Below are 26502 nucleotides of genomic sequence, written 5' to 3'. Positions count from 1 at the left end.
CATAAAAATTCACATAGAACTAGTCAGCCAAGAAATCACCATTGTCCATCCTAATGGCGATTATGTGAACAGAGAGTGCTAGCTCTGTTCATTTTTTCTAAGGAGAAAGTTTATGTTCAAATACTATAAGTATTTAGGTAAAAAGACAAAATGGTTGGTAGGTATAGGAAATGTAATAAATGGAGGGGTTGTTTTGGCCCAACCATTAATTCTAGAAAAAGCATTGCAACTTGATAAGGGAGAGTTGAATCTAGATAAAATTGTTTCATTTATCCTATATGGCTTTCTCATCTATCTGTCATTCTACTCCTTTATGCTTTTTGCTAATTATTCTGTAAATATATTTAGGAAAGAAATTCAAATTAACATTCGAAGGGCTTTGTATAAGAAATTGATTAGAAATACTAATTATTCCATTGATAAAAAAATTAGTATTTTGACTCAGGATATGGAATTTGTCGGAAATAATTATATTGATTTAACACAACATATCATAGCTTGGAGCGTGGTTGCTATTGTAACTGAGATATATATTATTAGTCAGAATCTTTTATTAGGCTCTATCTTTGTTTTTTTCACACTTTTACGTCCCCTACCTCAGTTCATTTTAAGTCAGAGGCTTAATAAACAGGGCAGTGACTTGTCGGATAAGAGGACTCGTGTATATGCACAAATTTCAGATAGTATACGGGGAAGTGATGTTTTAGCTTTTAATCAAGCTTTAAAAACCAATGAAAAGCGTGTACATAATAAAGTGACTTCATATCAGGCCTCTATCCAGAAATTTGAATTTTTAAGTAATCTCATCTTCTTTTTTAATGGTTTTATGGTTTTCTTAAGTCAAGTTGTCCCACTTGCTCTAGGATTTTATCTGATTTTAAATGGTCAAGGGCTTGGCTTATCCAGCTTGGTGGCTATGTATATAGCGTCTGGGCAATTAGTTAGCCCAATTCAGACGATTATGTATGATGTGGTTGAAATTCAAGGAGCAAAGCCAACTATGGATAAGATTTATCACATTTTAGAATTTGATAAAGATTTTTCAGAAGAAAAACAAGAGAGTCAAGGGGGTGGAACTTTACATATAGACCGAGCTAGCAAGTCTTATAGTAATAAAAGATTATTCCAAGACTTGTCCATAGCTATCCCTTTTGGATCAAAAGTATTGATTAAAGGACCATCTGGTTCGGGAAAAACAACCTTGCTAAGGTGTATTCTAGGAGAGGAGCTTCTAGATAAAGGTAGTATTTATCTGGAAGATGAATTAAAAAAATACAAATTATCTTATGAAGATGTTGGGATAATTAGCCAAAATCCGTTTTTATTTAATGAGACAATTCGCTATAATTTGAGTCTAGAGCAAGAATTTGATGATTTAGAACTGCTTTCTGTCTTGGATACAGTTGGTTTAAAAGAAGAGTTTTCGGATATATTAAATGTTCGGGTTGAAAATAATGGCAGTAATATTTCGGGTGGGCAACGCATTAGATTAGAGGTTGCTAGATTCTTATTGCGGAAAAAGACAATTTTATTGGTTGACGAAGTAACTGCTTCTCTGGATACAATCAATGCCAAAAAAATAAGAGCTTTACTGTTAGCCCTACCTATTACAATAATTGAAGTGGCTCACCATACATTCAATGAAGATGATTATAATTTGCATATCAATTTAAAGGCAAGTATATGAAAAAAGAGGTTATAACCTCTTTTTTTATTCTTAATTTGTTCCCATACCGATTGTTTCAGGGAGGGTACTTCCTCCATCGATAACGATTTGGGTGCCGGTTAGATAGCTAGACTCATCACTTCCTAGAAAGGCGAAGAGTTCGCCGACTTCCTTGGGGTCAGCCAGTCTTTTCATTGGAACAGACTGGGCAATACCTGTAATAACAGACTCTGGGTCTTCTGGATTGGACTCTTGGGCCATCTTTTCAACCATGGGGGTGCGGGCATAACCTAATTGTGTACAGTTGACTCGGATATTGCGGTCGGCATATTCTACTGCTAAGGCCTTGGTCAAGCCGACCATGGCTGCTTTGGTCATGGCGTAGGCCGCTTCACCGGCATCGGCGACCAAATCTCCAGTAACGGAGGAAGCGATAACGATTGTTCCGCCACCTTGTTCTAAGAATTGTTTAATACCGGCCTGGCAGGTATTCCAAACGCCCTTGATGTTAACATCAATATGGAAGTCTCGCATGGCGGCATCGAAATTTTCAAAGGGGGCCAGGCGGCAGACGCCGGCATTGGAACAGACAATGTTTAGTTGGCCAAATTGGGCGACTGTTTTTGCGACAGCTTCTTCCATCATGGAAGCATCTGCTACATCAGCTGTGACTGTGATGACCTCGACCCCAAACTCCTGCCGCAATTCTTGGGCGGTTGTTTCTAGTTGGGGAGCTAAATCGACAAGGCAGAGTTTGGCTCCATATTTGGCATAGACTTGGGCAATACCCCTGCCTAATCCCAACGCTGCTCCGGTGATGAGTGCAACCTTACCTTCTAACTTTGTCATAGCAAAATCCTTTCTAATTTGGAAAACGTTTTCTAGATTTATTGTAGCATCTTTTAAGGATGAAAACAATGAAAATTCTGAAAATCTTAGCAAAGAATCTAAGTGGCGAGTTAAGGGAGCATTGAATCAGGCTAGCTTCTCCCTATTTCCTTTCTTTTTCAAAGGGCAGAAAGGGAGGAGAGCGACTAAAAATGGTATAATGGTAGTATATTTAACGAAAAAAGGGCTAGCTATGAAATTACTTTATCCAGATATTTGTCATTCTCTAATCAAGATTTTGGTCAGCGGGGCCAGAGGCTTGGTGGCGGCGGGCCCGCGGGTGTGTGATATTGGCCCCAAGTCACTCTCTTTTGAAAAGGAGCCAGGTCTATGTTTTTAGCAGTCAAGGAAATTTTATATAATAAGGGGCGCTATCGCTTGGTGGTGGCTGTGGTCTTTCTGATTAGCTACATGATTTTTTTCCTGTCTAGTTTATCGGTCGGCTTGGCCAGGCTCAATCGTCTGGCTATTGATAATTGGCAGGCTTCGTCGGTCGTTTTGTCTGAATATGCGAATAAGAATCTAGTGGCTTCTAGTCTGACTGAAAAGGACTATCAGGCTTATCTGGGGCAAGAAAATATAGCAGAACTGGGGCAAATGGCAGTGGTTGCTAATCAAGAGAGCAAGGAGAAAAAGGTCAATGCCCAGGTCTTTGGTCTTTCCTGGGAGAGTTTTATAGCTCCTAAAATTTCATCGGGCAGAAGGGCCGAGAGGCCAGGAGAGCTAGTGGTTGATAAGAGCATTGAGCAAAAGGGCTTGAAGTTGGGGAATCAAATCCAGCTCAATGGGAGCAAGAAAAGTTATCAGATAGTGGGTTTTACGGAGAATAATAGCTTTTTTACCCAGCCGGTCCTCTTTATGAGCCTGGATGATTTTCGGGATTTGAAATACGGTTCGGCCCAGGTGAAAAATACTAGTTTTCTAGTGGTCAAGGATCAGCAGAAGCTAAAAGGAGCGGGACTAGAGCAGGTGTCGATAGAGACCTTGATTCAAAATATTCCTGGTTATCAGGCCCAGGTTTTGACCTTTAGCTTTATGATTGGGGCCATGGTCTTGATTACCTTTCTGGTCCTGGGGATTTTCATGTATATTATCACGATTCAGAAAATCCAGCTCTATGGGATTATGCGGGCTCAGGGCTTGGCCAGTCGGACGATTATTGCTTCGATTTTTTGGCAGATTTTCCTGTTGACAGGCCTGGGCTTGATTTTAGCGGTAGGGCTCCTGCTTTTGACTCAGCAGTTTCTGCCAGCTAGCATGCCTTTTTATAGTGATTGGCAGGCCTATGCGGGTCTTATCTGCTTGATTTTGCTTATGTCGTTAGCAGGTGGTTTCTTGTCGATTCATAAGGTTATTAAGATTGATCCCCTTAGGGCGATTGGAGGAGAGTAGGATGGCAATTTTAGAATTAAGGGCTGTTAGTAAGTCCTATGGTCAGGGTCATACCCTAGTGGAGGCCCTAAAACCGACGGACTTTCGTCTGGAAAAGGGGAAATTTGTAGCGATTATCGGACCGTCTGGCTCGGGTAAGACGACCTTTTTGACCCTCTTGGGCCACTTGCAGAGTCCTAGCTCTGGCCAGCTTTTCTTGCGGGATGTGGACACTGCCCACTTGTCGGAAAAGGAGCGGACGGACTTACGTTTCAATGATTTTGGCTTTATCTTGCAGGCTTCTAACCTGATTCCTTTTTTGAAGATTAAGGACCAGTTCAAACTGATTGACCGCTATTCCAAGAAGGAAACCATGGAGCTTGCTGAACTCTTAGAGCTCTTGGATTTGACCCAGGTGCTGGACCAGTATCCCAAGGAATTATCGGGCGGGGAGCGCCAGCGGGTGGCTATTGCTAGAGCCCTCTACAATCGGCCGGAGCTTGTCCTGGCTGATGAGCCGACTGCTAGTCTGGATACCGAAAGGGCCAAACGGGTGGTCCACTTGCTCAAGCAGGTGACTCGGAAGTACCAGACCAGTGTGGTCATGATTACCCATGATACCAGGCTTTTGGATGAGGTGGACCAGGTTTATCAGATGCAGGACGGTAGCTTAAAGCCCCTTGAGTAGGAATGAAAAAATGATTTTTGTATTTTTGATGAGAAAAAGCACTTCTAAGAATGAAGTGCTTTTTTACTTGAGGGACTTGATGTTCATGTCTGAGTTAAGCGACTAAAAATGATATAATGGTAGTATATTTTTACAGGAAAAAGGGGCGCTGATGAAATTACTTTATACGGATATTCGCAATCCACTGACAAAAATCTTAAGTCAAGAGGCCAGTCGGCTAGCTGATGCCGGCAAGCGGGTTTTCTACATTGCTCCCAACTCACTCTCCTTTGAAAAGGAGCGTTCGGTGCTGGAGGAGTTGAAAGAGCGGGCCTCTTTTGCCATTACGGTCACTCGTTTTAGTCAAATGGCCCGTTACTTTGTCCTCAAGGAGAGGCCTAAGGGCCAGGTCTTAGACGATATTGGTCTGGGCATGCTCTTTTATAAGGCGACTTCTAAGTTGGGCCTAGAGGACCTGCGGGCCTATGGGCGAATCAAGAAGGACCCGGCCTTTATCCAGCAGTTGATGGATCTCTATCATGAATTGCAGGAGGCCAATATGAGCCTAGAGGATTTGGCCTATCTAGATGATCCAGACAAGCGGGGGGATCTTCTAAGGATTTTTGAGCAGGTGGAAGAGGCCTTGGGAGAGCAGGACTTTGACTCTAGCTCAAAATTGGGTCTATTTATGGAGCAAATCACTGCTGGTCATCTCCAGGAGCAGTTGGCCAGGACAGCCGTGGTTGTCGATGGCTTCACCCGTTTTTCAGCCGAGGAGGAGGCCTTGATTGGGCTCTTGCACGAGGCGGGTGTGGAGATAGTTATTGGCGTTTATGCTAGTCAAAAGGCCTATCAGTCTTCTTTTCGCTTGGGCAATCTCTACCAGGCCAGCCTGGATTTTTTGGACAAGCTAGCCCAGAAATTTGAAGTCCAGCCCCTTTATCTGGCAGGTCCAGCCCAGCTGGATAGTTTTGCTAGGATTTCTAAATTGTTAGAAAGTCGTTATGACTTTAGTCAGACCGATTTAGAGCTTGAGCCTACCGACCGAGACCGGCTAGCAATCTGGAGCTGTCAGAGCCAGCAGGAGGAGCTAAACTTTGTAGCCAAGGCTATTCGTCAGCAGGTCCATGATGGCTATCGTTACAAGGATATTCGCCTCCTGCTAGGAGATGTAGAGGCCTATCGTTTACAGCTAGCAACCATTTTTGACCAGTATCAAATTCCCTACTATTTGGGGCGTGCTGAGTCCATGGCCAGCCATCCCTTGGTTCATTTTGTGGAGTCCTTGATGCGGCTCAAGCGTTATCGTTTTCGGCGGGAGGACCTGCTCAATCTCCTAAAGACAGGCCTCTATGGTCGCTTGGACCAGGATGATTTGGACTTATTTGAGCAGTATTGTAACTATGCAGATATAGAGGGAGCTAGCAAGTTTTCCCAGCCCTTCCTGCATAATCATGGCGATAAGTTTGACCTTGAGTATTTGAATCAATTACGAGAAGCTATTATGGGGCCCTTGGAAACCCTTTTTAAGGCGCGGGCCCAGTCGGGGCAGAGTCTCCTGCTTAAGTTCAGTCAATTTTTGTCAGAGGTTGAATTGAGCCAGAATTTAGAAGGGCTCATAGAAGGCTTGACTGCCTCAGAGGGAGAGCGGCAGGCAGAGGTTTGGAAGGCTTTTAGCCATGTGCTAGAGCAGTTCCAGCTGGTCTTTGCCAAGGAAAAATTGAATCTTGAAGACTTCTTACAGATGTTGGAATCGGGCATGCTCTTGTCCAATTATCGGACGGTCCCTGCTAATTTGGATGTGGTTTTGGTGCAATCCTATGATTTGGTAGAGCCTATGGTCAGCCCCTTGGTCTATGCTGTGGGTCTGACCCAGGACTACCTGCCCAAGCTAGCTCAAAATAAGAGCCTATTGACAGACGAGGAGCGTGACCAGCTCAATCAAGCCAGTCCAGAGCAAGCCCAGCTAATTATCGCCAGCCAGGAAAATCTCAAGAAAAACCATTTTGCAGCCTTATCCTTGCTTAATTCAGCCAGCAAGGCCCTGGTCTTATCCTATCCTCAATTAGTCCAGGAAAGTGAGAGTCAAGCCTCCTCTTATCTGCTCGACTTGGAGCAGTTAGGGCTTGCTATTGAGACCAAGAAGTCGGAGGATTTCTGGGCCACTAGTGATGATATTGGGACTTATCGGGCCCTTTTATCCAGGGTGATTGAAATCAATCAGGCCAGTATCAATCGGGAATGGACCAGCAAGGAGGCCTCCTTCTGGTCGGTGGTGGTACGGGTCTTGCGCAAGAAGCTAGAGACCCAAGGGATTGAAATTCCTCATATTAGTAAGGAAATCGGCAGCCAGCCCTTATCTCAGGAAACCCTGCAGTTTCTTTATCCGCCAGGCCAGCCTCTGACCCTTTCGGTCTCTGCCCTGAGCGAATTTTATGCCCATCAGTATTCCTACTTTTTAAAGTATATCTTGGGTCTAAAGGAGGAAATCTCCATTCGCCCAGATGCTAGGAGTCATGGGAACTTCCTGCACCGAATTTTTGAGCGCCTGATGAAAAAGTCAGCTAGTCAGCTGTCCTTTGATCAGCGCTTGGAGGAGGCTATTGCTGAAACCAGTCAAGAAAAGGTCTTCCAGCTGATTTATGGTGAAAAGAGTGAGAGTCAGTTTGCGCGTGAGCTCTTGCTAGACAAGGCCCAGGCCCTGGGCCAGGTCCTAGAGAATCAGTCAGCCATTGAAGTCTTGGCTGAGGAGTTGAGCTTTGGTCAGGATCAGACCTTCTTTGAGTTGGCAGACCAGCGCCCAGTTAGTCTCCGAGGCAAGATTGACCGAATTGACCGCCTCAAGGCTGACAATAGTCTGGGTGTTGTGGACTACAAGTCGGGGGAGCTTGATTTTGATTTTAAGAAATTTTATAATGGCCTTAATTCCCAACTGCCGACCTACATCCAGGCCCTCCAGGACCCCAAGCTCAATCCGACCGGTGCTCCTATTTTTGGCGCTATGTATCTGAAGATGCAGGACCCGGTGGTGGCCTTGAAGGACACCCAGCAGGCAGAGGATATTTTAGGAAAGGCCATGGAGGAGATGACCTACAAGGGGCTCTTTGCTAGTGAGCAGAGTCCCCACCTATCCAGACTGTATGCTAAAAGTCGCGCCAAGCAGGTCGATGCGGCTGAGCTGGAACTTTTGCTGACCTATAATCAAGCCCTTTACCGTCGGGCCAGCCAGCAGATTTTAGCCGGTCATTTTCTAATCAATCCCTATACGGAAAATGGACGTTCTATCGCTCCTTATGTGGACCAGCACAAGGCTATTACGGGCTTTGAGGCCAATCTTCACCTGGGGCAGGCTCGCCACTTGCTAGGCTTGGATTTGACAAGATTTGACAAACGTCCCGTAGGGGAAAAATTAAAGGAGGCCTGGTTGGATAAGATGAGGGAGGATTTGGGACAATGAAGAAAAAAGCATTTTTAAGTCCAGCAGAGCTCAAGGGCCTGCAAGAAGCAGAAGCGGCCTCTTCAAAAGAGCAAAAGCGGACTACCGAGCAGCTGGAGGCCATCTATGCCTGGGGGCAAAATATCCTGGTTTCAGCCTCAGCCGGGTCTGGGAAGACCTTTGTCATGGTCCAGCGTATTATCGATAAAATTCTTAGAGGGGTGAGTATTGGAGAGCTATTTATCTCCACCTTTACGGTCAAGGCGGCTGGGGAGCTTAAGGAGCGGCTAGAAAAGGAATTGACCAAGCTCCTCAAGGAAAGCAGGGAACATGACCTGCGCCAGCACCTGTCCCAGCAGTTAGCCGAGCTAGCCAATGCCGATATTGGGACCATGGACTCCTTTACCCAAAAATTAGTCCAAAAGTATGGCTATCTCTTGGGCATTGCCCCTAATTTTCGGATTTTACAGGCCTCAAGTGAGGAGACCCTGCTTAAAAACGAGGTCTTTTCCCAGCTTTTTGACCGCTATTATCAGGGGCCAGAAGCCCCGCTCTTTAAGAAACTGGTCTATAATTTTACGGCCAAGGGCAGGGATGTGACGGGCTTTCGAGATCAGGTCTATCGGATTTATGGTTTTTTACAGTCAACCAGTGATCCCAAGGCTTGGTTAGAGGGGACCTTTTTGCTGGGCAATCAAGAGCTAGACTTTGACCAGTTTGACCAGGACTTATTGGCCAAAAGCCAGCAGGCTCTCTTTGATTTAGAAAACTTTATTAAGCAGCATTTGGACAATGATGGCCCCCTCTTTGGTAAGGCCAAATATTTGGATAATTTAGCCGACCTACTCGAGGACTTACAGGGCTTGGAGCTAGGGGCATCTAAGGCAGAGACCCTAAGGGTCTTGGACCTTGTTCTTGCCAAGTCCAAGGGGGTAGCCTTGAGCAATCTGAGCCGCAAGGCTGACTTGTCAGAAATCAAGGAGGCCTATAATGAGACCCGCAAGGAGTTAATAGAGGAGATTAGGGCCAGCAAGGCTGGTCTCTACCGACTGGCCTATCAGACCCGCTACCATGAGGAGGCCCAGCCTATATTGGAGCTCTTGCAGACCTTTATGGCTGATTTTGCCCAGGCCTATCTGGAGCGGAAGAAAGAAGAAGGGGCCTTTGAATTTTCAGATATTAGCCATTTTGCTATTGAACTTTTGGAAAATTATCCCGAGGTCAGGAGCTTTTATCAGGACAAGTATCATGAGGTTATGGTGGATGAGTACCAGGATACCAACCATACCCAGGAACGGATGTTGGAGCTCTTATCTCGAGCCAATAACCGCTTTATGGTGGGAGATATCAAGCAGTCTATCTATCGTTTCCGTCAGGCAGATCCCCAGATTTTTAATGATAAGTTCAAGCTCTATCAGGCCAATCCCCAAGCGGGCAGGCTGATTTTACTCAAGGAAAATTTCCGGAGTCACCAGGCGGTGCTAGATGTGACCAATGCTATTTTTAAGCGTCTGATGGATGAATCCCTGGGCGAGATTGACTATAATGAAAGCCACTATCTTCTAGCTGGTAGTCAAGGCCAAAGGATCAGCTGCCCGCAAAATCAGGCAGAGTTCCTCATCTATGATGACTCGCAAAGAGGAGAAGAAGCTGAGGAACAGGCGGCCCTTTCTTCTGGCCAGATAGCTATGGTAATCAAGGAAATCATTCGGCTCCACCAGGAGGAGCAGGTTCCATTTAAGGACATCACCCTACTTGCTGCCTCGCGCACGCGAAACGATGTCATCTTGCAGGAATTTGCCAAGCACGGGATTCCTTTGGTCACCGATGGGGGTGAGGACAACTACCTCCAAGCGGTCGAAGTCATGGTGATGCTTGATACCCTTAGGACTATCAATAATCCGCTCAATGACTATGCCTTGGTTGCCCTATTGAAATCAGCCATGTTTGACTTCAAGGAGGACGATCTGGCCAGGCTAGCCCTTCAAGGAGCTGGAGACCAGCAGAACTTTTACCAGAAAATTCAGCTAGCTATCAAGGGGCAGGGGGCAGCTCCCCAGTTGCTTACTTCTGATTTGCTGGCCAAGGTCCAGCGGTTTGAGGAGCATTTGCAGACCTGGCGGACCTATGCCAAGACCCACTCGCTCTATGACCTTATCTGGAAGATTTATAATGACCGTTTCTACTATGACTATGTGGGAGCCCTGCCTAATGGGGCCAATCGTCAGGCCAATCTCTATGCCCTGGCCCTGAGGGCCAATGATTTTGAAAAGGCTAGCTTTAAGGGTTTGGCCCGCTTTATCAACATGATTGATAAGATTTTGCAGGCCGAGTATGACCTAGCCAGTGTGCATCTGGCCCCACCCAAGGATGCTGTCCAGCTGATGACGGTCCATAAGAGTAAGGGGCTGGAGTTCAAGTATGTCTTTTTACTCAATCTTGATAAGACTTTCAATAAGCAAGATAGTAGTTCCCCCTTGATTTTAAGTCGTAAAATGGGGATTGGGATTAAATATCTAGCCCAGGTCCAGACGGACCAGCCTGAGCCAGGCCAGCTCAAAAAGGTCCAGCTATCTATCGACAGTTTGCCCTATCAAAGGAATCAAGAAGAGCTCCAAAGGGCCCACCTTTCAGAGCAGATGCGCCTCCTCTATGTGGCCATGACCCGAGCTGAGAAAAAGCTTTATCTAATCGGTAAGGGCCAAGAGGAAAAGTTGACCGACAAATATAGTCAAAAGAGCCAGAAGGGCCGGCTAACCTTGGCCGAGCGCCAGCACTTAAATAGTTTTCAGGACTGGATTTTGGCTATTGAGGCTGCCTTTTCTGAGGAAAATCTAGCCTTTACTATCTGCTATCAGACTGATCAGGATCTAACTCCTGAAAAAATCGGCCAGCTCCAAGAGCCCCTTCCAGCCTTAGGAGAAAGCCTCAAGGACAATCGCCAAAGTCAGGATATAGCGAGGGCCCTGGATATTTTAGAGAGTGTTGACCGGATTAACCAGACCTACCAGGCTGCCATCAATCTTCCTACTGTCCGCACCCCTAGTCAGCTCAAGGAGCTCTATGAGCCCTTGATGGAAACCCAGGGCGTGGATGTGATGTTAAGACCAAGGCCCGGTCAGCTGGACTTTAGTCTACCTGATTTTTCCAAAAAGAAGCAGGCAAGCCCCGCCCAGATCGGTAGTGCCCTTCACGAGCTGATGCAGCGCCTGCCCTTGCTCTCGCCTATGACCCTAGAGCAGATAGAGGAAAGTTTGGACAAGGTGGGAGCAGAGCCCGCCGTCAAACAGGCCTTAAATCTAGATAAGGTCTTGGCCTTCTTTGAGACTGATTTGGGACGTCTGATTTTAGAAAAGCGGGACTGTCTTAGTCGAGAAGCTCCCTTTGCCATGCTCAAAGAGGACTCTGAAAGCGGCCAGGAATTTGTGATTCGGGGGATTATTGACGGTTACATCAAATTAGAGGACCGCCTCGTTCTGTTTGATTATAAAACGGATAAATATAAGGACCCCGGCCAGATGAGAGACCGTTACCGCCAGCAGATGGACCTTTATGCGGAAGCCTTGCGGCGTTCTTATGGCCTAGATAGGGTTGATAAATACTTGATTTTACTAGGAGGCAGTCAGGTCCAGGTCCTCCGCCTGGATGATTAGGGAAATGCTGGAGACTGATAAAAAGTAAAGGAACTACCCAGTCTTGACCTTCTATTTCCCTGCCTAGTAAGGCTTGAAGATTTTCGATTTTGCTAACTGAGCCAGGATTTAGCCTTGATTTTCCAAGGTTAAGCCTGGCTTATTTTTTTCTTTTTCTAAGAAGAAAGAGGCTTCTGTCGGCCTAAAAGGAGGTCCAAGGGATAGGGAGGAAAACAAATAAAAATAAGGTTTTTAGAATAAAAATGTAAAAATTTCACTTTTGCTCTTGCTTTTTATACAGAAATTGTGTAAAATATTCAACAATAAAAAAGAAAGCGATGAGAGAAAAAGTCTAAGACCCCATAACAGAGAGTGCCCTAGGCTGAGAAGGCATAGTATTCTTAGACACCACATTCTTGAGTGCGAATGCAAAATCTGAATGAAAGTAGTGTTCGACGGTTAATCCCGTTATCGATTGGAAGTCCTGAACTTCCTGAGGGCCCCCAGGCGACTGCGGGCTGAATTAAGGTGGAACCACGTGTCAAGCGTCCTTGCAAGTTTTTTGCGAGGGCCTTTTTTCTTGATTAGAAAGGAAGAGAAGATGGTCCAAATCAAAGGTTTACGAAATCTAAGTCCCTATGTGGCTGGCCAGCAACCAGCAGAAAAAAACATCATTAAGCTCAATACCAATGAAAATGCCTATGGGCCTAGTCCCAAGTTGGATCAGGTCTTAAAGGACTATGACATAGGGCAGTTGCGGCGCTATTCTAGCTTAGAACATCCAGAGCTTAGTCAGGCCTTGGCTGAACATTTGGGGGTTCAAAAGGAGCAGCTCATCCTGGGAAATGGGAGTGATGACATCCTGTCCATGGCCTTTCTGGCCTTCTTTAACAATAAGGAGCCCCTGCTCTTTCCTGACTTGACCTATGGTTTCTATAAGGTCTGGGCCCAGCTCTACCAGATTCCCTACCAGGAAATCAGCTTGACGGCAGATTTTGACATAGAGCTAGCCGACTATCAGCAGCCAAATGGGGGCCTGGTTTTGGCCAATCCTAATGCTCCTACTGGTCTTTATCGCTCGCTGGCTGATATTGAAAGTTTGCTGGTTGCCAATCCCGAGGTGGTCCTGGTTCTGGATGAGGCCTATATCAATTTCGGGGGAGAGACAGCCATTCCCCTGCTGGATAAGTACCCCAACCTCTTTATCTGTCGGACTTTTTCTAAGGATGCGGCCCTGGCTGGCCTGCGCTTGGGCTATGGAGTGGCTAGTCCAGACTTGATTGGCGTCATCAAGGCAGTCAAAAATTCAATCAATCCCTACTCGGTGGATAGCCTGGCAGACAGTTTAGGTCTGGCTGCCATTAGAGACTGGGCCTACTATGAGGACATCAACCAAAGGATTGCAAGGACAAGGGACGATTTTACAGCTGGTCTGAGGGCCTTGGACTTTGAGGTGCTGCCTAGTCTGACCAACTTTCTTTTGGTCAAGCCTAAGGGCATTTCTGCGGCGGCCCTCTACCAGTATCTGGAGGAGAAAAAGATTTATGTCCGCTATTTTCCTAAGCTTGAGCGGCTCAAGGACTATCTGAGAATTTCCATCGGTCGTCCAGAGGAAATGCAGCAGGTCCTAGCAAGGATAAAGGAGGCCCTTAAATGAGAAAAAGAACCCTGCCTAGCGGCATGCACGATAAATTATTTAAAAGGGCCCGGGTCACCTATGATATCGAAAGAAAGATTAGTGACCTCTTGATGGCCAAGGGTTTTAACCGCATTGATACTCCTACTTTGGAGCATGCGGAGGTCTTTAGTGATCAGATTGAGCCCAACCACTATCATCTCTTTGATAAGCAAGGGGACCTACTGGCCTTGAGACCCGATGTGACCAGTCAGATTGGTCGGGTGATTGCCTCGACCCAGGTCCATCTGCCGACCAAGTTTTCCTACTCGGGCAAGGTCTTTGTCTACAATGAAGAATTGCGAGGTTTGGCCAATGAAACCAGCCAGGCTGGGATTGAGATTATCGGTTATCCAGCCAAAAGTGCTGTTTTAGAGGCTATTATCTCGGCCAAGGAAGCCCTGGATATTGCCCAGGTCAAGAACTACCAATTTGAATTTTCCCATGCAGGCATTTTTAGGAGGATTTGTCATCAGCTAGAACTAAATCGAGAAGAGCGGGCCCGCCTCTTGGACTTGGTTCGCAATAAAAATATCACCGGCCTCTATGAGTTTACCCGTCTTCGGCCCAGCAAGTTTGATGATTTTTTGGAAAATCTTCCCAGTCTCTTTGGTCCCTACCAGGAGGTCTTAAGGGCGGCCAGGTCTTGTCTAGAGGATTCAGAGCTGGAAGCGGCCTTGGATGAATTGGAGCAGCTCTTACGGAGCTTAGAGGACAAGCTTCCGAGAATTAGTCTAGATTTGGGCCAACTGTCGCAGATGCCCTACTATACCGGCCTGACCTTTAAGGTCTTTGGCGACAAGGTACCGGATGCCTTCCTCTCAGGGGGCCGCTATGATCGTCTCTTTGAACGCTTTGGCCTCAAGGCCCTGACAGCGGTCGGTTGGAGCCTGGATATTGATAGTGTCTATCTGGCTATCCACGATGATTTAGCAGACTAAAGAAAGGATGTGATTAAATGAATCCCTTAACCATTGCCCTGACCAAGGGCCGAATTGAGCGAGATACGGTCAAGCTCCTAAGCAGGGCTGGCTTTGATATGGCCTTTATGGCAGACAAGGGCCGGAGCTTGATTTTTGAGAGTCCCGATAAGGCCTTTCGCTTCCTTCTAGTCAAGGCTCCTGATGTGACTACCTATGTCCGGCATGGAGTCGCTGATTTGGGGATTGTCGGTAAGGACATCCTCTATGAGCACCCGCGGGGCTATCTAGAAATGCTGGATTTGAACTTTGGCCTCTGTAAGTTTGCTCTGGCTTCTGTTGCCAGCTACGACCCTAAGGACCACAAGCGCAAGCGTATCGCGACCAAGTACCCTAGAGTGGCTACGGATTATTTTCACCAAAAAGGGGAAGATGTGGAGATTATCTCCATTCAGGGTAGTGTGGAAATCTCGCCCATTCTTGGTCTAGCGGATGCTATTGTGGATATTGTTGAAACGGGCAATACCCTCAAGGCTAATGGTCTGATTGTCTTTGAGGATATTTGCCGGATTTCAGCCCAGTTGATTGCCAATAAGGCGTCTTTGAAAAACAAGCCTGAATTATTGGCCTTTGTAAAGAAAATCGAATCCCTTGTCGGAAGAAAAGAGGTGGCTTTTGATGAAAAGATTAGTCGGAACAAATAAGGAAATTTCCCGTATTTTATATGAGGAGCAGCTGGCCCTCAGCCAGCAACAGACAGATGTGGATGACCTGGTGAGAGAGATTTTAAGTCAGGTCAAGATCCGGGGTGATGAGGCCTTGAGGGCCTACTCCCAAGAGTTCGATCAGCTCGCTATTCAAGACTTGGAAGTGGGGGACTCCTTGATTGAGGCAGCCTTTGCAGAGCTAGATACAAGGGTTCTGGCAGCCCTTGAGCGGGCGCAGAAAAATATTGAGTCCTATCATCGCCAGCAACTAGAACAAGGCTTTGAGGACCAGCCCAGCCCAGGAGTTATCAGGGGCCAGCTTATTCGCCCTATCGAGCGTGTAGGGGTCTATGTGCCCGGTGGGACAGCCGCCTATCCCTCCTCAGTTCTCATGAATGTCATTCCAGCCAAGATTGCAGGTGTCAAGGAAATTATCATGATTACTCCACCCCAGGAGCATTTTAACCCAGCTATCTTGGTAGCGGCCAAACTAGCCGGGGTAAACAAGATTTATCAGGTCGGTGGGGCTCAAGGGATTGCTGCCTTGGCCTATGGGACAGAGACCATTCCCAAGGTTGATAAAATCACGGGACCGGGAAATATCTTTGTGGCAAGGGCCAAGAAGCTAGTCTATGGCCTAGTTGGTATTGACATGATTGCTGGTCCGTCAGAGATTGGGATTTTAGCCGATGAAACAGCCAATCCAGCCTATCTAGCAGCTGATTTGCTGTCCCAGGCTGAGCACGACCAGCTGGCACGGGCCATTCTTGTGACCAATTCAGACCAGCTGGCTAATCAGGTCCAAGAGCAGCTTGAAATCCAGCTCAAGACCCTCCCTAGAGAAGCCATTGCCAGACGATCGATTGAGGATAATGGCCGGATAATCATCACTGACTCTCTTGCTAGCATGTTTGAGCTGATGAATCAGATAGCTCCTGAACATTTGGAAATTGCCATGGATCAGGCCTATAGCTATCTGGACTTGGTTGAAAATGCAGGCTCGGTCTTTCTAGGCCACTATACCAGTGAGCCCATCGGAGACTACTATGCCGGGACCAATCATGTCCTACCAACTACCAGCACCAGCCGCTTTTCTTCGGCCTTGGGGGTCTATGACTTTATCAAGCGAATCCAGTACACCCAGTACAGCCAAGAAGCCCTGGCTGTTGTTGCCGATGATATTCGTTGTCTGGCCTATGCAGAGGGTCTAGCAGGCCACGCCAGAGCCATTGAGGCTAGAAGCCAGAAGTAGAAGAAAGGAGCCAATATGCGCCAAGCTAGCATGAAACGCCAAACCAAGGAGACCCAGATTGAGTTAAAGGTCCATTTGGACCAGCAAGAGCCGGTAAAGATTGATACCGGGGTCGGCTTTTTGGACCACATGTTGACCCTCTTTGCCAGACATAGTCGTATTTCCCTAGAGGTCAAGGCTACGGGGGACCTTTGGGTCGATAGTCACCATACCGTTGAGGATGTAGGAATCGTGCTCGGTCAGGCCCTGCGTCAGGCCTTGGGAGACAAGGTGGGTATCAATCGTTACGGGACGAGCTTTGTTCCCATGGATGAGACCTTGGGGCTAGCCAGTCTGGACCTATCGGGCCGGGCCTACCTAGTCTTTGAGGCCGACTTTGCCAATCCCAAGCTGGGCCAATTTGATACCGAGTTGGTGGAAGAATTCTTTCAAGCCCTGGCCTTTAATCTAGGCATGAACCTGCACTTGAAAATCCTCCATGGGAAAAACAGTCACCACAAGGCAGAGAGTCTTTTCAAGGCTAGCGGTCGGGCCTTGCGGGAGGCCATTACCATCAATCCCCAAATCCAGGGGGTTAATTCGACCAAGGGGAGTTTGTAAGATGATTATTGTGATTGACTATGATGCAGGCAACACAGCCAATGTTCTGCGGGCTTTAAACAAGATTGGAGTAGAGGCCAAGCTGTCCGACCAGGCCCAGGATATTTTGGCGGCCGATGGCTTGATTTTACCAGGAGTTGGAGCCTACCGGTCGGCCATGGCCCAACTAGAGCAGAGGAGCTTACTTGCCCCCCTTAAAGAGGCTGTTCAAGCAGGCAAACCCTTACTGGGTATCTGCCTAGGCATGCAGCTCTTAACTGACTTCGGCCTGGAGAATGGTGAGACTCAAGGGCTGGGCTTGATTCCCGGTGTCTGTCGCAAAATTCCCGACCAAGAGGGGCTCCCTGTTCCCCACATGGGCTGGAACAATCTGACAGTCCGAAAATCCTCAGCCTTGACGGAAGATTTGGCGGGGGAAACGGTCTATTTCGTCCACAGCTATTTTACAGATGTTGATTCCAAATATATCGATGTAACAGCTGACTATGGCCTGGACCTTCCTGCCATGATTCATAAGGACCATGTCTTTGGCTGTCAGTTTCACCCCGAAAAGTCAGGCCAGGTTGGCCTGGGCATTCTGGAAAAATTTAAGGAGTATGTCTATGAAAATTCTACCCGCCATTGATATTCGAGCAGGCCAGGCGGTCCGCCTCTTTCAGGGCGACTTTGCCCAGAGTCAGGTAGTCCACCCTCAGGTAGTTGAGCAGGCCAAAACCTTTAAGGAGGCCGGGATAGGGATGATTCATGTGGTTGATTTGGACGGGGCCCTAGAGGGCCAAGCCATCAATCGGGACCTGATTGCCCAGATAAAGAGCGAAACCCAGCTAGCCATCCAGCTAGGAGGGGGGATTCGTCAGCTCCAGCAGATTGAGGATTATCTGGCTGCTGGGATTGACCGAGTCATTATCGGCTCTATGGCTGTCAAGGATCCAACCTTTGTCAGCCAAGCCATTGAGCGCTTTGGAGCAGATAAGATTGTGGTCGGTATTGATGCCAAGGAAGGACAGGTCGCAACCGAGGGTTGGATTAAGACCAATTCTGTAAACTTTCTTGATTTGGCCTTGGACATGGAAAGGAGGGGCGTCGGTCTCTTTGTCTACACCGATGTTGGTCGTGACGGGACACTTACAGGCCCTAATCTAGACCACTATAAGCTCTTGCTATCTGCCTTGAGCAAGGCTCAGCTAATCGCTTCCGGTGGGATTAGCTCCCTAGAAGATTTGAAGGAGCTCAAGGAAGCTGGTCTAGCTGGAGCCATTGTCGGCCAGGCCTATTACTCTGGCAAAATCAGCCTAGAGCAAATGAAAGAAATTGAGGACTAGCTATGTTAAAAAAGAGAATCATTCCTTGCCTGGATGTCAAGGACGGCCGGGTGGTCAAGGGAGTTAATTTTGTCAATCTAAGCGATGTGGGGGATCCCGTTCAGGCCGCCAAGGCCTACTATGAGGCTGGTTGTGATGAGCTAGTCTTTCTAGATATTACAGCCACCCATGAGGGCCGCCAAACGACATTGGAAATGGTCCGCCAGGTGGCAGAACAGGTCTTTATTCCCTTTACTGTCGGCGGAGGCATCAGCTCGGTTGATCAGATGAATCAGATGCTCAAGGCCGGGGCAGATAAGGTGGCCATCAACTCGGCTGCCCTCTTAGATCCCAGTCTCATCTCTGCCTGTGCTGAAAAATTTGGTAGCCAGTGTGTGGTCCTTGCTGTTGATGCCAAAAAAGAGGCTGACCATTCTTGGCATGTTTATCTGGCTGGAGGCCGCAAGGATACAGGACGAGACCTCTTAGACTGGGTCCAGGAGGCGGTCCAGCTAGGGGCTGGGGAGATTTTACTAACCAGCATGGATAAGGACGGGACTAAGAGCGGTTTTGATTTGGCCATGTTGCAGGAGGTGGCCCAGCTAGTCTCTGTCCCCTTGATTGCCTCGGGTGGAGCGGGTAGTAGCCAGGATGTGGTAGAAGTCTTTGAACAAACACCTGCAACAGGAGCCCTGGCCGCTTCCATTTTCCACTATGGCCAAGTATCTATTGCCGAGACCAAGGAGGCCATGAAAAAGGCGGGATTGGAGGTGCGAATCAATGGAGACACTTAAACTAGATTTTGCTAAGGGAGGCGGGCTCTTGCCAGCCATTATCTTAGATTATCAAACCAAGAAGGTCCTGATGTTTGCCTACCTCAATCAAGAGTCCTATCGTTTGACCTTAGAGACGAGGGAAATGTGGTATTGGAGTCGGACCCGCCAAGCCCTTTGGCACAAGGGAGCAGAAAGCGGTCACCTTCAAAAAGTCAAAAAGATAAGAACCGACTGCGATTGCGATACCCTCTTAATCGAAGTAGAGCAATTAGGAGTAGCCTGCCATACTGGAGCCAAATCCTGCTTTTTTAGACAGATTTGGTCTGCCGATTCAGATGATGACAAGGAGGAGACATGTTAGAAAGCCTATATCAAGAAGCCCTAAAGCGTAAGTTGGATCCTAAGGTAGGCTCTTATACCAACTATCTCTATGACAAGGGCCTGGATAAGATTTTGAAAAAAGTTGGCGAAGAATCAAGCGAGGTCCTGCTTGCTGCTAAGAATGCTGATAAGGAAGAAATTGCACAGGAGACAGCTGACCTACTCTACCACCTAGCAGTAGCCTTAGTAGAAACCGGGGTCACACCAGCAGATGTAGAAGTTGTGCTTGAGGCCCGCCGAGGCAAGCAGAGTCGCTTGCAGGAACGGCCAGAGATTGAAAATTACTAGAGGGGAGAAGCATGCGCGATAACCATTTACACAGTTATTTTTCTTATGATTCTGATGGTCAAATCACCGACTATCTAGACCACTATGATGGCCAGATTATCACCACAGAGCATTTTGACTTATCCAATCCCTATGGTGGCGAGCTAAGAGATGAAGTGCCAGACTATCAGGCCTATTCCTTAGAAATCGAGCGTCTCAAGCAAGTCTATGGTAACCGCCTCAAAAGAGGGATTGAAATCGGCTACTACGCTCCCAGAGAGGCTGATATATTAGCCTACCTAGCAGATAAGGACTATGACTTAAAGCTCCTATCGGTCCACCATAATGGCCAATTTGACTATCTAGAAGATGCCGTTTTAGACCTGGATAAGGACCAGCTCATTCCCCAGTATTTGGCCGACTTAGAAAAAGCCATCGAGCGGGTACCAGCCCATGTTTTGGCGCATTTTGATTATGCCTTTCGTAGGCTCGACTTGACTCCTGCTGATTTGGCTAAATTTAGGCCCCAGTTGGTGGAGCTGTTCCAAAAGATGATTGACTATGGCCTAGCCTTTGAGTTAAATTGTAAGTCCATCTACCTCTATCAAAATGAAGCCCTCTACCGCTATGCCCTCCAGCTGGTTTGTGATTTGGGTTGCCAGAAATTCTCTGTTGGCTCAGACGGACATAAACTAGAGCATTTTCGCCTGAATTTTGATAAAATAGAGGAACTACTGGCGGAGTTTGGGATTGACCAATCCCTCTTGATTTAGTTTTAGATGCGGAGGAGTAAATGATTAGACCCTTAAAAAGTTCAGAAATCCCCCTATTGGCTGAGTTTCTCTATCAGGCAATCTTTTTGCCCCCAGGAGTTCCAGCCCCAGATAGGGCAATAATTGATTTGCCTGAATTACAGCTCTATATTGAGGATTTTGGGCAAAAGGAGGGAGACTTGGCCCTGGTTGTCGAGCAAGCTGGACAAGTGGTCGGTTCAGTCTGGGTGCGCTTGATGAAAGATTACGGCTACCTAGATGACCAGACCCCCTCCTTATCCATTTCACTTTTGCCGGCCTATCGGGGCCAGGGACTGGGAAGCCAGCTGATGAGAGCTATGTTTGAAGAGTTAAAAGCGCGTGCCTATAAACAGCTCTCCCTATCGGTATCCAAGGATAATCCAGCTGCGGCTTGGTACCGCTGGCTAGGCTTCCAACTTGTAGAGGAAAGGGAGACCGACTATCTCATGGTCTATCATTTAGAAGATAAGTAAGATGAAGTTAGAAAGAATGATTTACATTTTATTGGCCCTACTAGCCAAGAGGCAAATCAAGGCCAAGGACCTGGCTGAAACCTTTCAGGTCAGCACCCGAACCATCTACCGAGATTTAGATAGCCTCAGCCTAGCTGGAGTTCCCATCTATTCTGAACGTGGAGATAAGGGGGGCTTTTATATCCCAGACGACTATAAGTTGGACAAGACTTTTTTCACCCAGGAAGAGAAGGATTTGGTCTTAAATATCAGTCGCACCATCAGCCAAATCCTGGGTCACAAGCAGGCTGCTCCCTTGGAGCATAAGCTAGCTAGCCTCCATCTGGGGGCCAGTCAAAGCCCCTATTATTTCGACTTTGATTCCTGGGAAATTGATCGGACCTACCTGCAACAGTTGGATCAGGCCTTGGAGGAAAAGCGTCTCCTGTACTTTCGCTACCTTTCCAAAAAGCAGGAGACCAGCCAAAGGAGCCTGGTGCCCTACCATCTAGTCTTCAAGCTGAATGCCTGGTATATTTTTGGTTACTGTCTGACTAGAAAAGACTTTCGCTTTTTCAAACTTAGTCGAATGAGAGAGCTGAGACTGAGTGAGACAAGCTTTGACCCAGCAGCCTATCCCAGTCTAGACTTAGCTGACTTGGAAGCAAAACTCAATCCCGATCTCAGCTCCTTCAAGCCGTTCAAGGAAGAGGTGGAATTAGAATTTTCTAAAGGGGCCCTGCCTAGACTCTACGATTATTTTAAACAGGAAGAAATTGATGAGCAAGAGCAGATAATTCTGGTTAAGTGCCAACGAGCCCTAGATAGAACTTTCCTGCAAACCCTGCTCTCTTTTGGTCAGACCCTCAAGGTCAGGAAGCCAGCAAAACTCCGCCAGCAAATTCTTGAAGATTTACAAAAAAATTTGGAGCAATATGACAGCCTTTAGTCATATTGCTTTTTGTATAATAAAAAAGTCAGCAAAAGCTGGCCAGTAAGAAGTAGGATTAGTCTTGCTTTTTAAAACTAGGCTAGTCAAACTAGCACTTTACTTTATCTAGGAGGACCTATGGATACCAAACAAATCACAGAAAACTATTTTGCAGCTGTCAATCAAGGTGGCTGGGAAGACTATATCGCAGAAGACTTTACTTACGGTATGTGCGACAGCCAAAAGGTCAGGAAAGGCAAGGAAGCCTACCTCAAGGGAGCAGGCCAGTTCTATGCCCTTAGTCAAAAATTAGAGGTCAAGAGCCTGCTTGTTGAAGGCTTAAAGGCCGCAGCCATCAACCGTTACTATCTCACTTCACCTGTTGGCCAAACCTTGGAGCTAGAAGTGGCTGAATTTCTAGTCTTTAACCCAGAAGGAAAAATGATTGCCTCAACCATCTACTTCGATATCCAAGCTTTCCAAAAATTCATGCAGGCCCAGTAAGAATAAACAAGCAGAGTCTAGCCCAGCTAGGCTCTTTTAATCTGCCTAATCTTATCAAACCAAGAAGTTAAAAAAACAAAGAGATTTGGCCAAAAATAGATTAGAACATTTTGGAACATAAGATAAGCTAAAAAAGTGGTCTAATAGGCTTAGAAAATCTCTGAACAAGGAGAAAGTATGAAAAAAATAATTATCGGTATTCTTAGTTTTATTGTCCTTGCAGGCATTGTTATTATCGGAGGGAGTATGTACATGAGTCATCAACGTAAAGAACAGCTATATAAACATGGTTTTCAGCTTTATGAAGAACAAATCGCGACTTACATTAAGGAAAATTATACTGGAGTTAGTAAAATAGAGTTTTCTCCAATTTTTACAGAGGGAGACAATAAATATACGATAGCTACTGCTAATGTTGTTCCAGTTATTTACGATAATCATGGAAATAAGGCTAAATTAGGTGGAAAGATAGGGGAACGTGTTTATGCCAGATATGGTTTGTTACATGGCATATCGGATCTCGATTTTGATGGTGCAGATGAAGAAGTCATTTATTTATCAGATTCTGCCTCAGGTCAAGAAATTGAAGTATCCAAAGACAAACATTTACCTAAAAAAGCTAAAGTACAGTATGATACGGATATTGATGAAAATATTGATTTATTTGTAAAAAATAAAATATTGAAAGATGTGATAAAAAGCGAACAAGGTAGCCCTGAAATTAAAATAGTTTACAATACAGAAATCAAGGAAGGAGATTATAGTCAATGGCAACCTTAATCTCTTTTCTAGTTGACTTGATTTTCTAACAATTTAGAACATGAAGTCAGCTAAAAATGGTATAATAGAGTTGAGAATTTTCTACCGAAAGGAGAAAAGATGAAGAAAATACTGATTGCTATTATTAGTTTTATTGTCCTTGCAGGCATTGTTATTATCGGAGGAAGTATGTATATGAGTCATCAACGTAAAGAACAGCTATATAAACACGGTTTTCAGCTATTAGAAGAACAAATCGCAACTTACATAAAAGAAAATTATTCAGGTGTCAGTAAAATAGAATTTTCTCCGATTTTTGTGGGGGGAGATAATAAATATACGATAGCTACTGCAGATGTAGTAGCTGCAATATATGATAATCATGGAAATAAAGCCAAACTAGGAGGACAAATAGGAAATACAATGTACGCTTCTTATGGCTTTGGAGGGGATATTGATTTACATTTGGGTAGTTATGGAGAAGAAATCATTGACCTTCAGGTGGGAGAAACCAAAGAAATAGATGTATCTAAATATCAGCATCTACCGGAGAAAGCTAAATTGCCTTATAGCTTTAAGATTGACGAGAATATAGAAGCTTTGGTTGCAGACGGGCAATTAAAAGATGTCAAAAAGGATGAGGCAGGAAGTTCTAAAGCTAAGGTTGTCTATAATACAGAAATTAAGGAAGGAGATTATACTAACTGGCAACCCTAATCTCTTTTCTAGTTGACTTGATTTTCTAACATTTTAGAACATGAGGCCAGCTAAAAATGATATAATAGAGATAAGGTTTCTTGTGAAAGGAGAAAAGATGAAGAAAAAAGTTTCAATCATTGTTCTCATTGTACTAGTTATTGCAGGAGGTATCGGTTTTATGGTCTATCAATCTCAAGGCGTGGGTACAATTTTGGACGCCAAAGGCGTCAAGCTCTATCAACACGGCTTCCAACTCTATGAGGAACAAATCGCAACTTACATAAAAGAAAATTATTCTGGCGTTAGTAAGATAGAATTTTCACCGATTTTTGTCAGAGGGGACGGTAGATACACCATGCACACAGCCAATATCGTGCCAGTCCTTTATGATAATAATGGCAATAAAGCTATTCTAGGTGGAACTATAGGTAATCGTATTTATGCTAGATATGGTTTGTTACACGGAATATCTGCCTTAGACTTTGACGGTGCCGATGAGGAAGTGATTTATTTGTCTGATTCTGCCACAGACCAAGAAATTGATGTGTCGAAATCTAAAAACTTACCTAAAGAAGCAAAAATTACCTATGACCCTGAAATGGACGATAATATAGAAGCCTTAGTAAAAGACGGTCAATTAAAAGATGTTAAAAAGAATAAAGCCGGTAGTCCCCAAGTTAAAGTTAGCTATAATATAGAAATTAGGGAAGGAGATTATACCAAATGGCGACCCTAATCTCTTTTCTAGTTGACTTGATTTTCTAACAATTTAGAACATGAAGTCAGCTAAAAATGGTATAATAAAGATAAGGTTTCTTGTGAAAGGAGAGCAGATGAAGAAAAAACTTTCCCTCATTTTGCTTCTTGTAGCTATTCTAGGAGGTATCGGTTTTATGGTCTATCAATCTCAAGGCGTGGGCACAATCTTGGACGCCAAAGGTGTCAAGCTCTATCAGCACGGCTTCCAACTCTATGAGGAGCAAATCGCAACTTACATAAAAGAAAATTATTCTGGGGTCAGTAAAATAGAATTTTCCCCGATTTTTATTAGCGGGGGCGATGGTCACACTATGTTTACAGCTAAAGTAGTACCAGTCCTTTATGATAATTATGGCGATAAGGCTTATTTGGGGAGAAGTATTGGGGAGAATGATTATGGAGGTTATGGTCTTTTAGGAGGACTAACAGTAGACTTTGACGGTGCAGATGAAGAAGTTATTGAGCTCACAGATTTGGAAAGTGGTAGGACAATAGATGTATCAAAAGAAAAACATCTGCCAAAGGAGGCGCGACTTACTTATAGCTCAAAAATAGATGAAAATATAGAAGCTTTGGTTGCAGATAGGCAATTAAAGGATATTAAAAAAGACCAAGCCGGTAGTCCCCAAGCGAAAGTTAGCTATAATACAGAAATCAAGAAAGGAGAGCATTGGAAATGGCATTAAATGATCAAGAGGTTCAAGAAATTCAATTAGAATTTTTAGAAAACATAAAGCAAAACAAACCCTCTCTCACTACTGAAACAGGCAAAAAGTATAAAGTTATAAATTCTGTCAACAAAGTCACCCAAGCCATTGCGGTTGCTCCTTTAAATGCCGAGGGCCAGCCCGACTATTCCCAGACGACCATTGTTGTGGCCGGCACTCAACCAGTTAGTGATTTTAGTGGTAACTATGCCAATCATCTTGTCTCTACAGCTAATGCCCTAGGAGCACGAAATGGCATGTCTGCCCAATATAAGGATATCAGGCAGTTCTATGATGATACCGAAAAGAAAATTCAGCCCCACCAAGGCCAAATTTCCAATATGTCTGGCTTTAGTCAGTCGGCTCCTCCGGTAGCTAAGATTGCGGCTGAGGAAGGGGTTCCCAAGGTCACTAATTTTATGGACTGGGGCGGGGTCGCGGCCACTGATTTATTTGATAGTCCCCTTGGTCAAGTCCTGACCAAGGCAGGAGCACCAGTATGGGGCTCTACCGGAGCAGGAGAAACAGAGATTACTAAAAAAGATAGGGCCTATCTAAAGAAACATTCTACTAGTTACAGTGACTCAGAGAATAATACGACCATTATCGACGGTTTTGCAGGGATTATCCCCTATGGACAAGTTCGTGAGGTAGAAGGTTCGGGTCACAAAGCGTCTTTTGTCCATCTTAAAGGCAATGGACTTGATATTGACCACTATGTCAAAAATAACCAATTCTGCTCGGGTATGACCGAAGAGCAAGTGCGCAAGATTGCTAAGTATAAGGCTGAAAAGGCCAAGGAAACAGTCTGGAATAAGCCCGATACCTGGTTTGATAGTACCGACCCCCAGACCTATATTGATGAGTATAAGAAAACCTATGGGGCTTTTGCCAGTGTTAAAGACCAACTAGGTACTAAACTTGCCAATAGCCAGGTCAACATTACTAACTTGCAGACCAGATTAGGCTATACTAACGACTCAAAAACCCGCATCTTCCTAAGAAAGGAGCTGGTGCAAGAGGTGGCAAATACGGCCAGCCTCCAAGGGCAGATTTATGATTTGGCCCTGCAAAAAGAATTTTCCGATGCCTATATCCAGATGACCGCCCTGATTAGTCAACTGCGGACAGAGGCCTTTGGTCTGGCTAACTTTTTATCGGTGGCCGAGGTGGAAGAACTGCTAGCCCCGCTTAGCATTGACAAGGTCTGGTCGACAGGCAATGAGGCTACTAGTCTTGCGGCCATGGCTACAACTAAAAGTCAGTTGGAAACTTTTTCGACCAATATCAATCAGGCCGCCAATCGCTTGGAAGAAGTGGATAAAGCAAATGCTCTAATATTTGAATAAGTAAAGGAG

25 protein-coding genes are annotated in these 26502 nt (G+C 45.7%); 24 read left to right on the top strand and 1 reads right to left on the bottom strand.

The annotated features are described in order from the left end of the window. Window positions 1-112 precede the first annotated feature (112 nt). The gene (locus C4K46_RS01380) at window positions 113-1687 is read left to right on the top strand and encodes an ATP-binding cassette domain-containing protein (protein ID WP_209626608.1); all 1575 of its coding nucleotides are present in this window, start codon (window positions 113-115) and stop codon (window positions 1685-1687) included. Between the two features lie 30 nt (window positions 1688-1717). Here the strand turns inward: C4K46_RS01380 and ucpA are convergent, their stop codons facing one another. Continuing rightward, entirely contained in the window at window positions 1718-2515 is a 798-nt protein-coding gene (gene ucpA / locus C4K46_RS01375; protein WP_209626605.1) for an SDR family oxidoreductase UcpA, read from the bottom strand. A gap of 369 nt (window positions 2516-2884) precedes the next feature. On the opposite strand from ucpA, the gene C4K46_RS01370 reads away from it, so the two are divergent. From C4K46_RS01370 to C4K46_RS01260, 23 genes are all read left to right on the top strand, one after another. After that, entirely contained in the window at window positions 2885-3946 is a 1062-nt protein-coding gene (locus C4K46_RS01370; protein ID WP_209626603.1) for an ABC transporter permease, read from the top strand. A 1-nt stretch (window position 3947) separates the two neighbouring features. Then, window positions 3948-4613 carry an ABC transporter ATP-binding protein gene (locus tag C4K46_RS01365; protein ID WP_209626601.1) on the top strand — a complete coding sequence of 222 codons (666 nt, stop codon included), beginning with the start codon at window positions 3948-3950 and terminating at the stop codon, window positions 4611-4613. Window positions 4614-4764: 151 nt separating this feature from the next. Continuing rightward, window positions 4765-8049, top strand: a complete 3285-nt coding sequence (gene rexB, locus C4K46_RS01360) for an ATP-dependent nuclease subunit B (protein WP_209626599.1) — start codon at window positions 4765-4767, stop codon at window positions 8047-8049. After that, window positions 8046-11681, top strand: coding sequence for a helicase-exonuclease AddAB subunit AddA (addA, locus tag C4K46_RS01355; protein ID WP_209626597.1), 3636 nt, complete (start codon window positions 8046-8048; stop codon window positions 11679-11681). The genes rexB and addA overlap by 4 nt, the downstream gene beginning before the upstream one ends. Before the next feature lie 580 nt (window positions 11682-12261). Continuing rightward, a complete protein-coding gene (gene hisC / locus C4K46_RS01350) occupies window positions 12262-13317 on the top strand; it encodes a histidinol-phosphate transaminase (protein WP_209626594.1) in 1056 nt (351 codons plus the stop codon). Then, a complete protein-coding gene (locus C4K46_RS01345; RefSeq protein ID WP_209626592.1) occupies window positions 13314-14276 on the top strand; it encodes an ATP phosphoribosyltransferase regulatory subunit in 963 nt (320 codons plus the stop codon). The genes hisC and C4K46_RS01345 overlap by 4 nt, the downstream gene beginning before the upstream one ends. Before the next feature lie 17 nt (window positions 14277-14293). Further along, window positions 14294-14959: an ATP phosphoribosyltransferase gene (gene hisG / locus C4K46_RS01340; protein ID WP_209626590.1), complete on the top strand. Its 666-nt coding sequence runs from the start codon at window positions 14294-14296 to the stop codon at window positions 14957-14959. Next, complete coding sequence (hisD, locus tag C4K46_RS01335) at window positions 14934-16214, top strand: histidinol dehydrogenase (protein WP_209627109.1); 1281 nt, start codon at window positions 14934-14936, stop codon at window positions 16212-16214. The genes hisG and hisD overlap by 26 nt, the downstream gene beginning before the upstream one ends. 15 nt (window positions 16215-16229) lie before the next feature. Beyond that, entirely contained in the window at window positions 16230-16814 is a 585-nt protein-coding gene (gene hisB / locus C4K46_RS01330; RefSeq protein WP_209626588.1) for an imidazoleglycerol-phosphate dehydratase HisB, read from the top strand. Window position 16815: 1 nt separating this feature from the next. Continuing rightward, window positions 16816-17439, top strand: coding sequence for an imidazole glycerol phosphate synthase subunit HisH (gene hisH / locus C4K46_RS01325; protein ID WP_209626586.1), 624 nt, complete (start codon window positions 16816-16818; stop codon window positions 17437-17439). Further along, a complete protein-coding gene (gene hisA / locus C4K46_RS01320) occupies window positions 17417-18136 on the top strand; it encodes a 1-(5-phosphoribosyl)-5-[(5-phosphoribosylamino)methylideneamino]imidazole-4-carboxamide isomerase (protein WP_209626584.1) in 720 nt (239 codons plus the stop codon). The genes hisH and hisA overlap by 23 nt, the downstream gene beginning before the upstream one ends. A gap of 2 nt (window positions 18137-18138) precedes the next feature. Next, complete coding sequence (hisF, locus tag C4K46_RS01315; RefSeq protein ID WP_209626582.1) at window positions 18139-18909, top strand: imidazole glycerol phosphate synthase subunit HisF; 771 nt, start codon at window positions 18139-18141, stop codon at window positions 18907-18909. Continuing rightward, entirely contained in the window at window positions 18896-19252 is a 357-nt protein-coding gene (hisI, locus tag C4K46_RS01310; protein ID WP_209626580.1) for a phosphoribosyl-AMP cyclohydrolase, read from the top strand. Before hisF ends, hisI begins: the two co-directional genes overlap by 14 nt. Further along, window positions 19246-19560 carry a phosphoribosyl-ATP diphosphatase gene (hisE, locus tag C4K46_RS01305; protein WP_209626578.1) on the top strand — a complete coding sequence of 105 codons (315 nt, stop codon included), beginning with the start codon at window positions 19246-19248 and terminating at the stop codon, window positions 19558-19560. The genes hisI and hisE overlap by 7 nt, the downstream gene beginning before the upstream one ends. Window positions 19561-19571: 11 nt before the next feature. After that, window positions 19572-20312 (top strand): PHP domain-containing protein, encoded by a 741-nt coding sequence (locus tag C4K46_RS01300; protein WP_209626576.1) that lies wholly within the window; start codon window positions 19572-19574, stop codon window positions 20310-20312. Between the two features lie 20 nt (window positions 20313-20332). Then, complete coding sequence (locus tag C4K46_RS01295) at window positions 20333-20806, top strand: GNAT family N-acetyltransferase (RefSeq protein WP_209626574.1); 474 nt, start codon at window positions 20333-20335, stop codon at window positions 20804-20806. 1 nt (window position 20807) lies between these two features. After that, window positions 20808-21734: a helix-turn-helix transcriptional regulator gene (locus C4K46_RS01290; RefSeq protein WP_209626572.1), complete on the top strand. Its 927-nt coding sequence runs from the start codon at window positions 20808-20810 to the stop codon at window positions 21732-21734. A 120-nt stretch (window positions 21735-21854) separates the two neighbouring features. Beyond that, window positions 21855-22220, top strand: a complete 366-nt coding sequence (locus tag C4K46_RS01285; RefSeq protein ID WP_209626570.1) for a nuclear transport factor 2 family protein — start codon at window positions 21855-21857, stop codon at window positions 22218-22220. A 177-nt stretch (window positions 22221-22397) separates the two neighbouring features. Beyond that, entirely contained in the window at window positions 22398-23000 is a 603-nt protein-coding gene (locus C4K46_RS01280) for a hypothetical protein (protein ID WP_209626569.1), read from the top strand. A gap of 99 nt (window positions 23001-23099) precedes the next feature. Continuing rightward, entirely contained in the window at window positions 23100-23696 is a 597-nt protein-coding gene (locus C4K46_RS01275) for a hypothetical protein (protein ID WP_209626567.1), read from the top strand. A gap of 97 nt (window positions 23697-23793) precedes the next feature. Next, window positions 23794-24414 carry a hypothetical protein gene (locus tag C4K46_RS01270; protein WP_209626565.1) on the top strand — a complete coding sequence of 207 codons (621 nt, stop codon included), beginning with the start codon at window positions 23794-23796 and terminating at the stop codon, window positions 24412-24414. 97 nt (window positions 24415-24511) lie between these two features. After that, a complete protein-coding gene (locus C4K46_RS01265; RefSeq protein WP_209627107.1) occupies window positions 24512-25123 on the top strand; it encodes a hypothetical protein in 612 nt (203 codons plus the stop codon). Beyond that, on the top strand, window positions 25114-26493 hold the full coding sequence (locus C4K46_RS01260; protein WP_209626563.1) for a hypothetical protein: 1380 nt from the start codon (window positions 25114-25116) through the stop codon (window positions 26491-26493). The genes C4K46_RS01265 and C4K46_RS01260 overlap by 10 nt, the downstream gene beginning before the upstream one ends. Window positions 26494-26502 lie beyond the last annotated feature (9 nt).

The organism is Streptococcus oricebi, from assembly GCF_017883985.1.
Taxonomy (GTDB): Bacteria; Bacillota; Bacilli; order Lactobacillales; family Streptococcaceae; genus Streptococcus; species Streptococcus oricebi.
The sequence above is the reverse complement of the archived record's forward strand: the minus strand, read 5'-3'. Positions and strand labels throughout refer to the sequence as shown.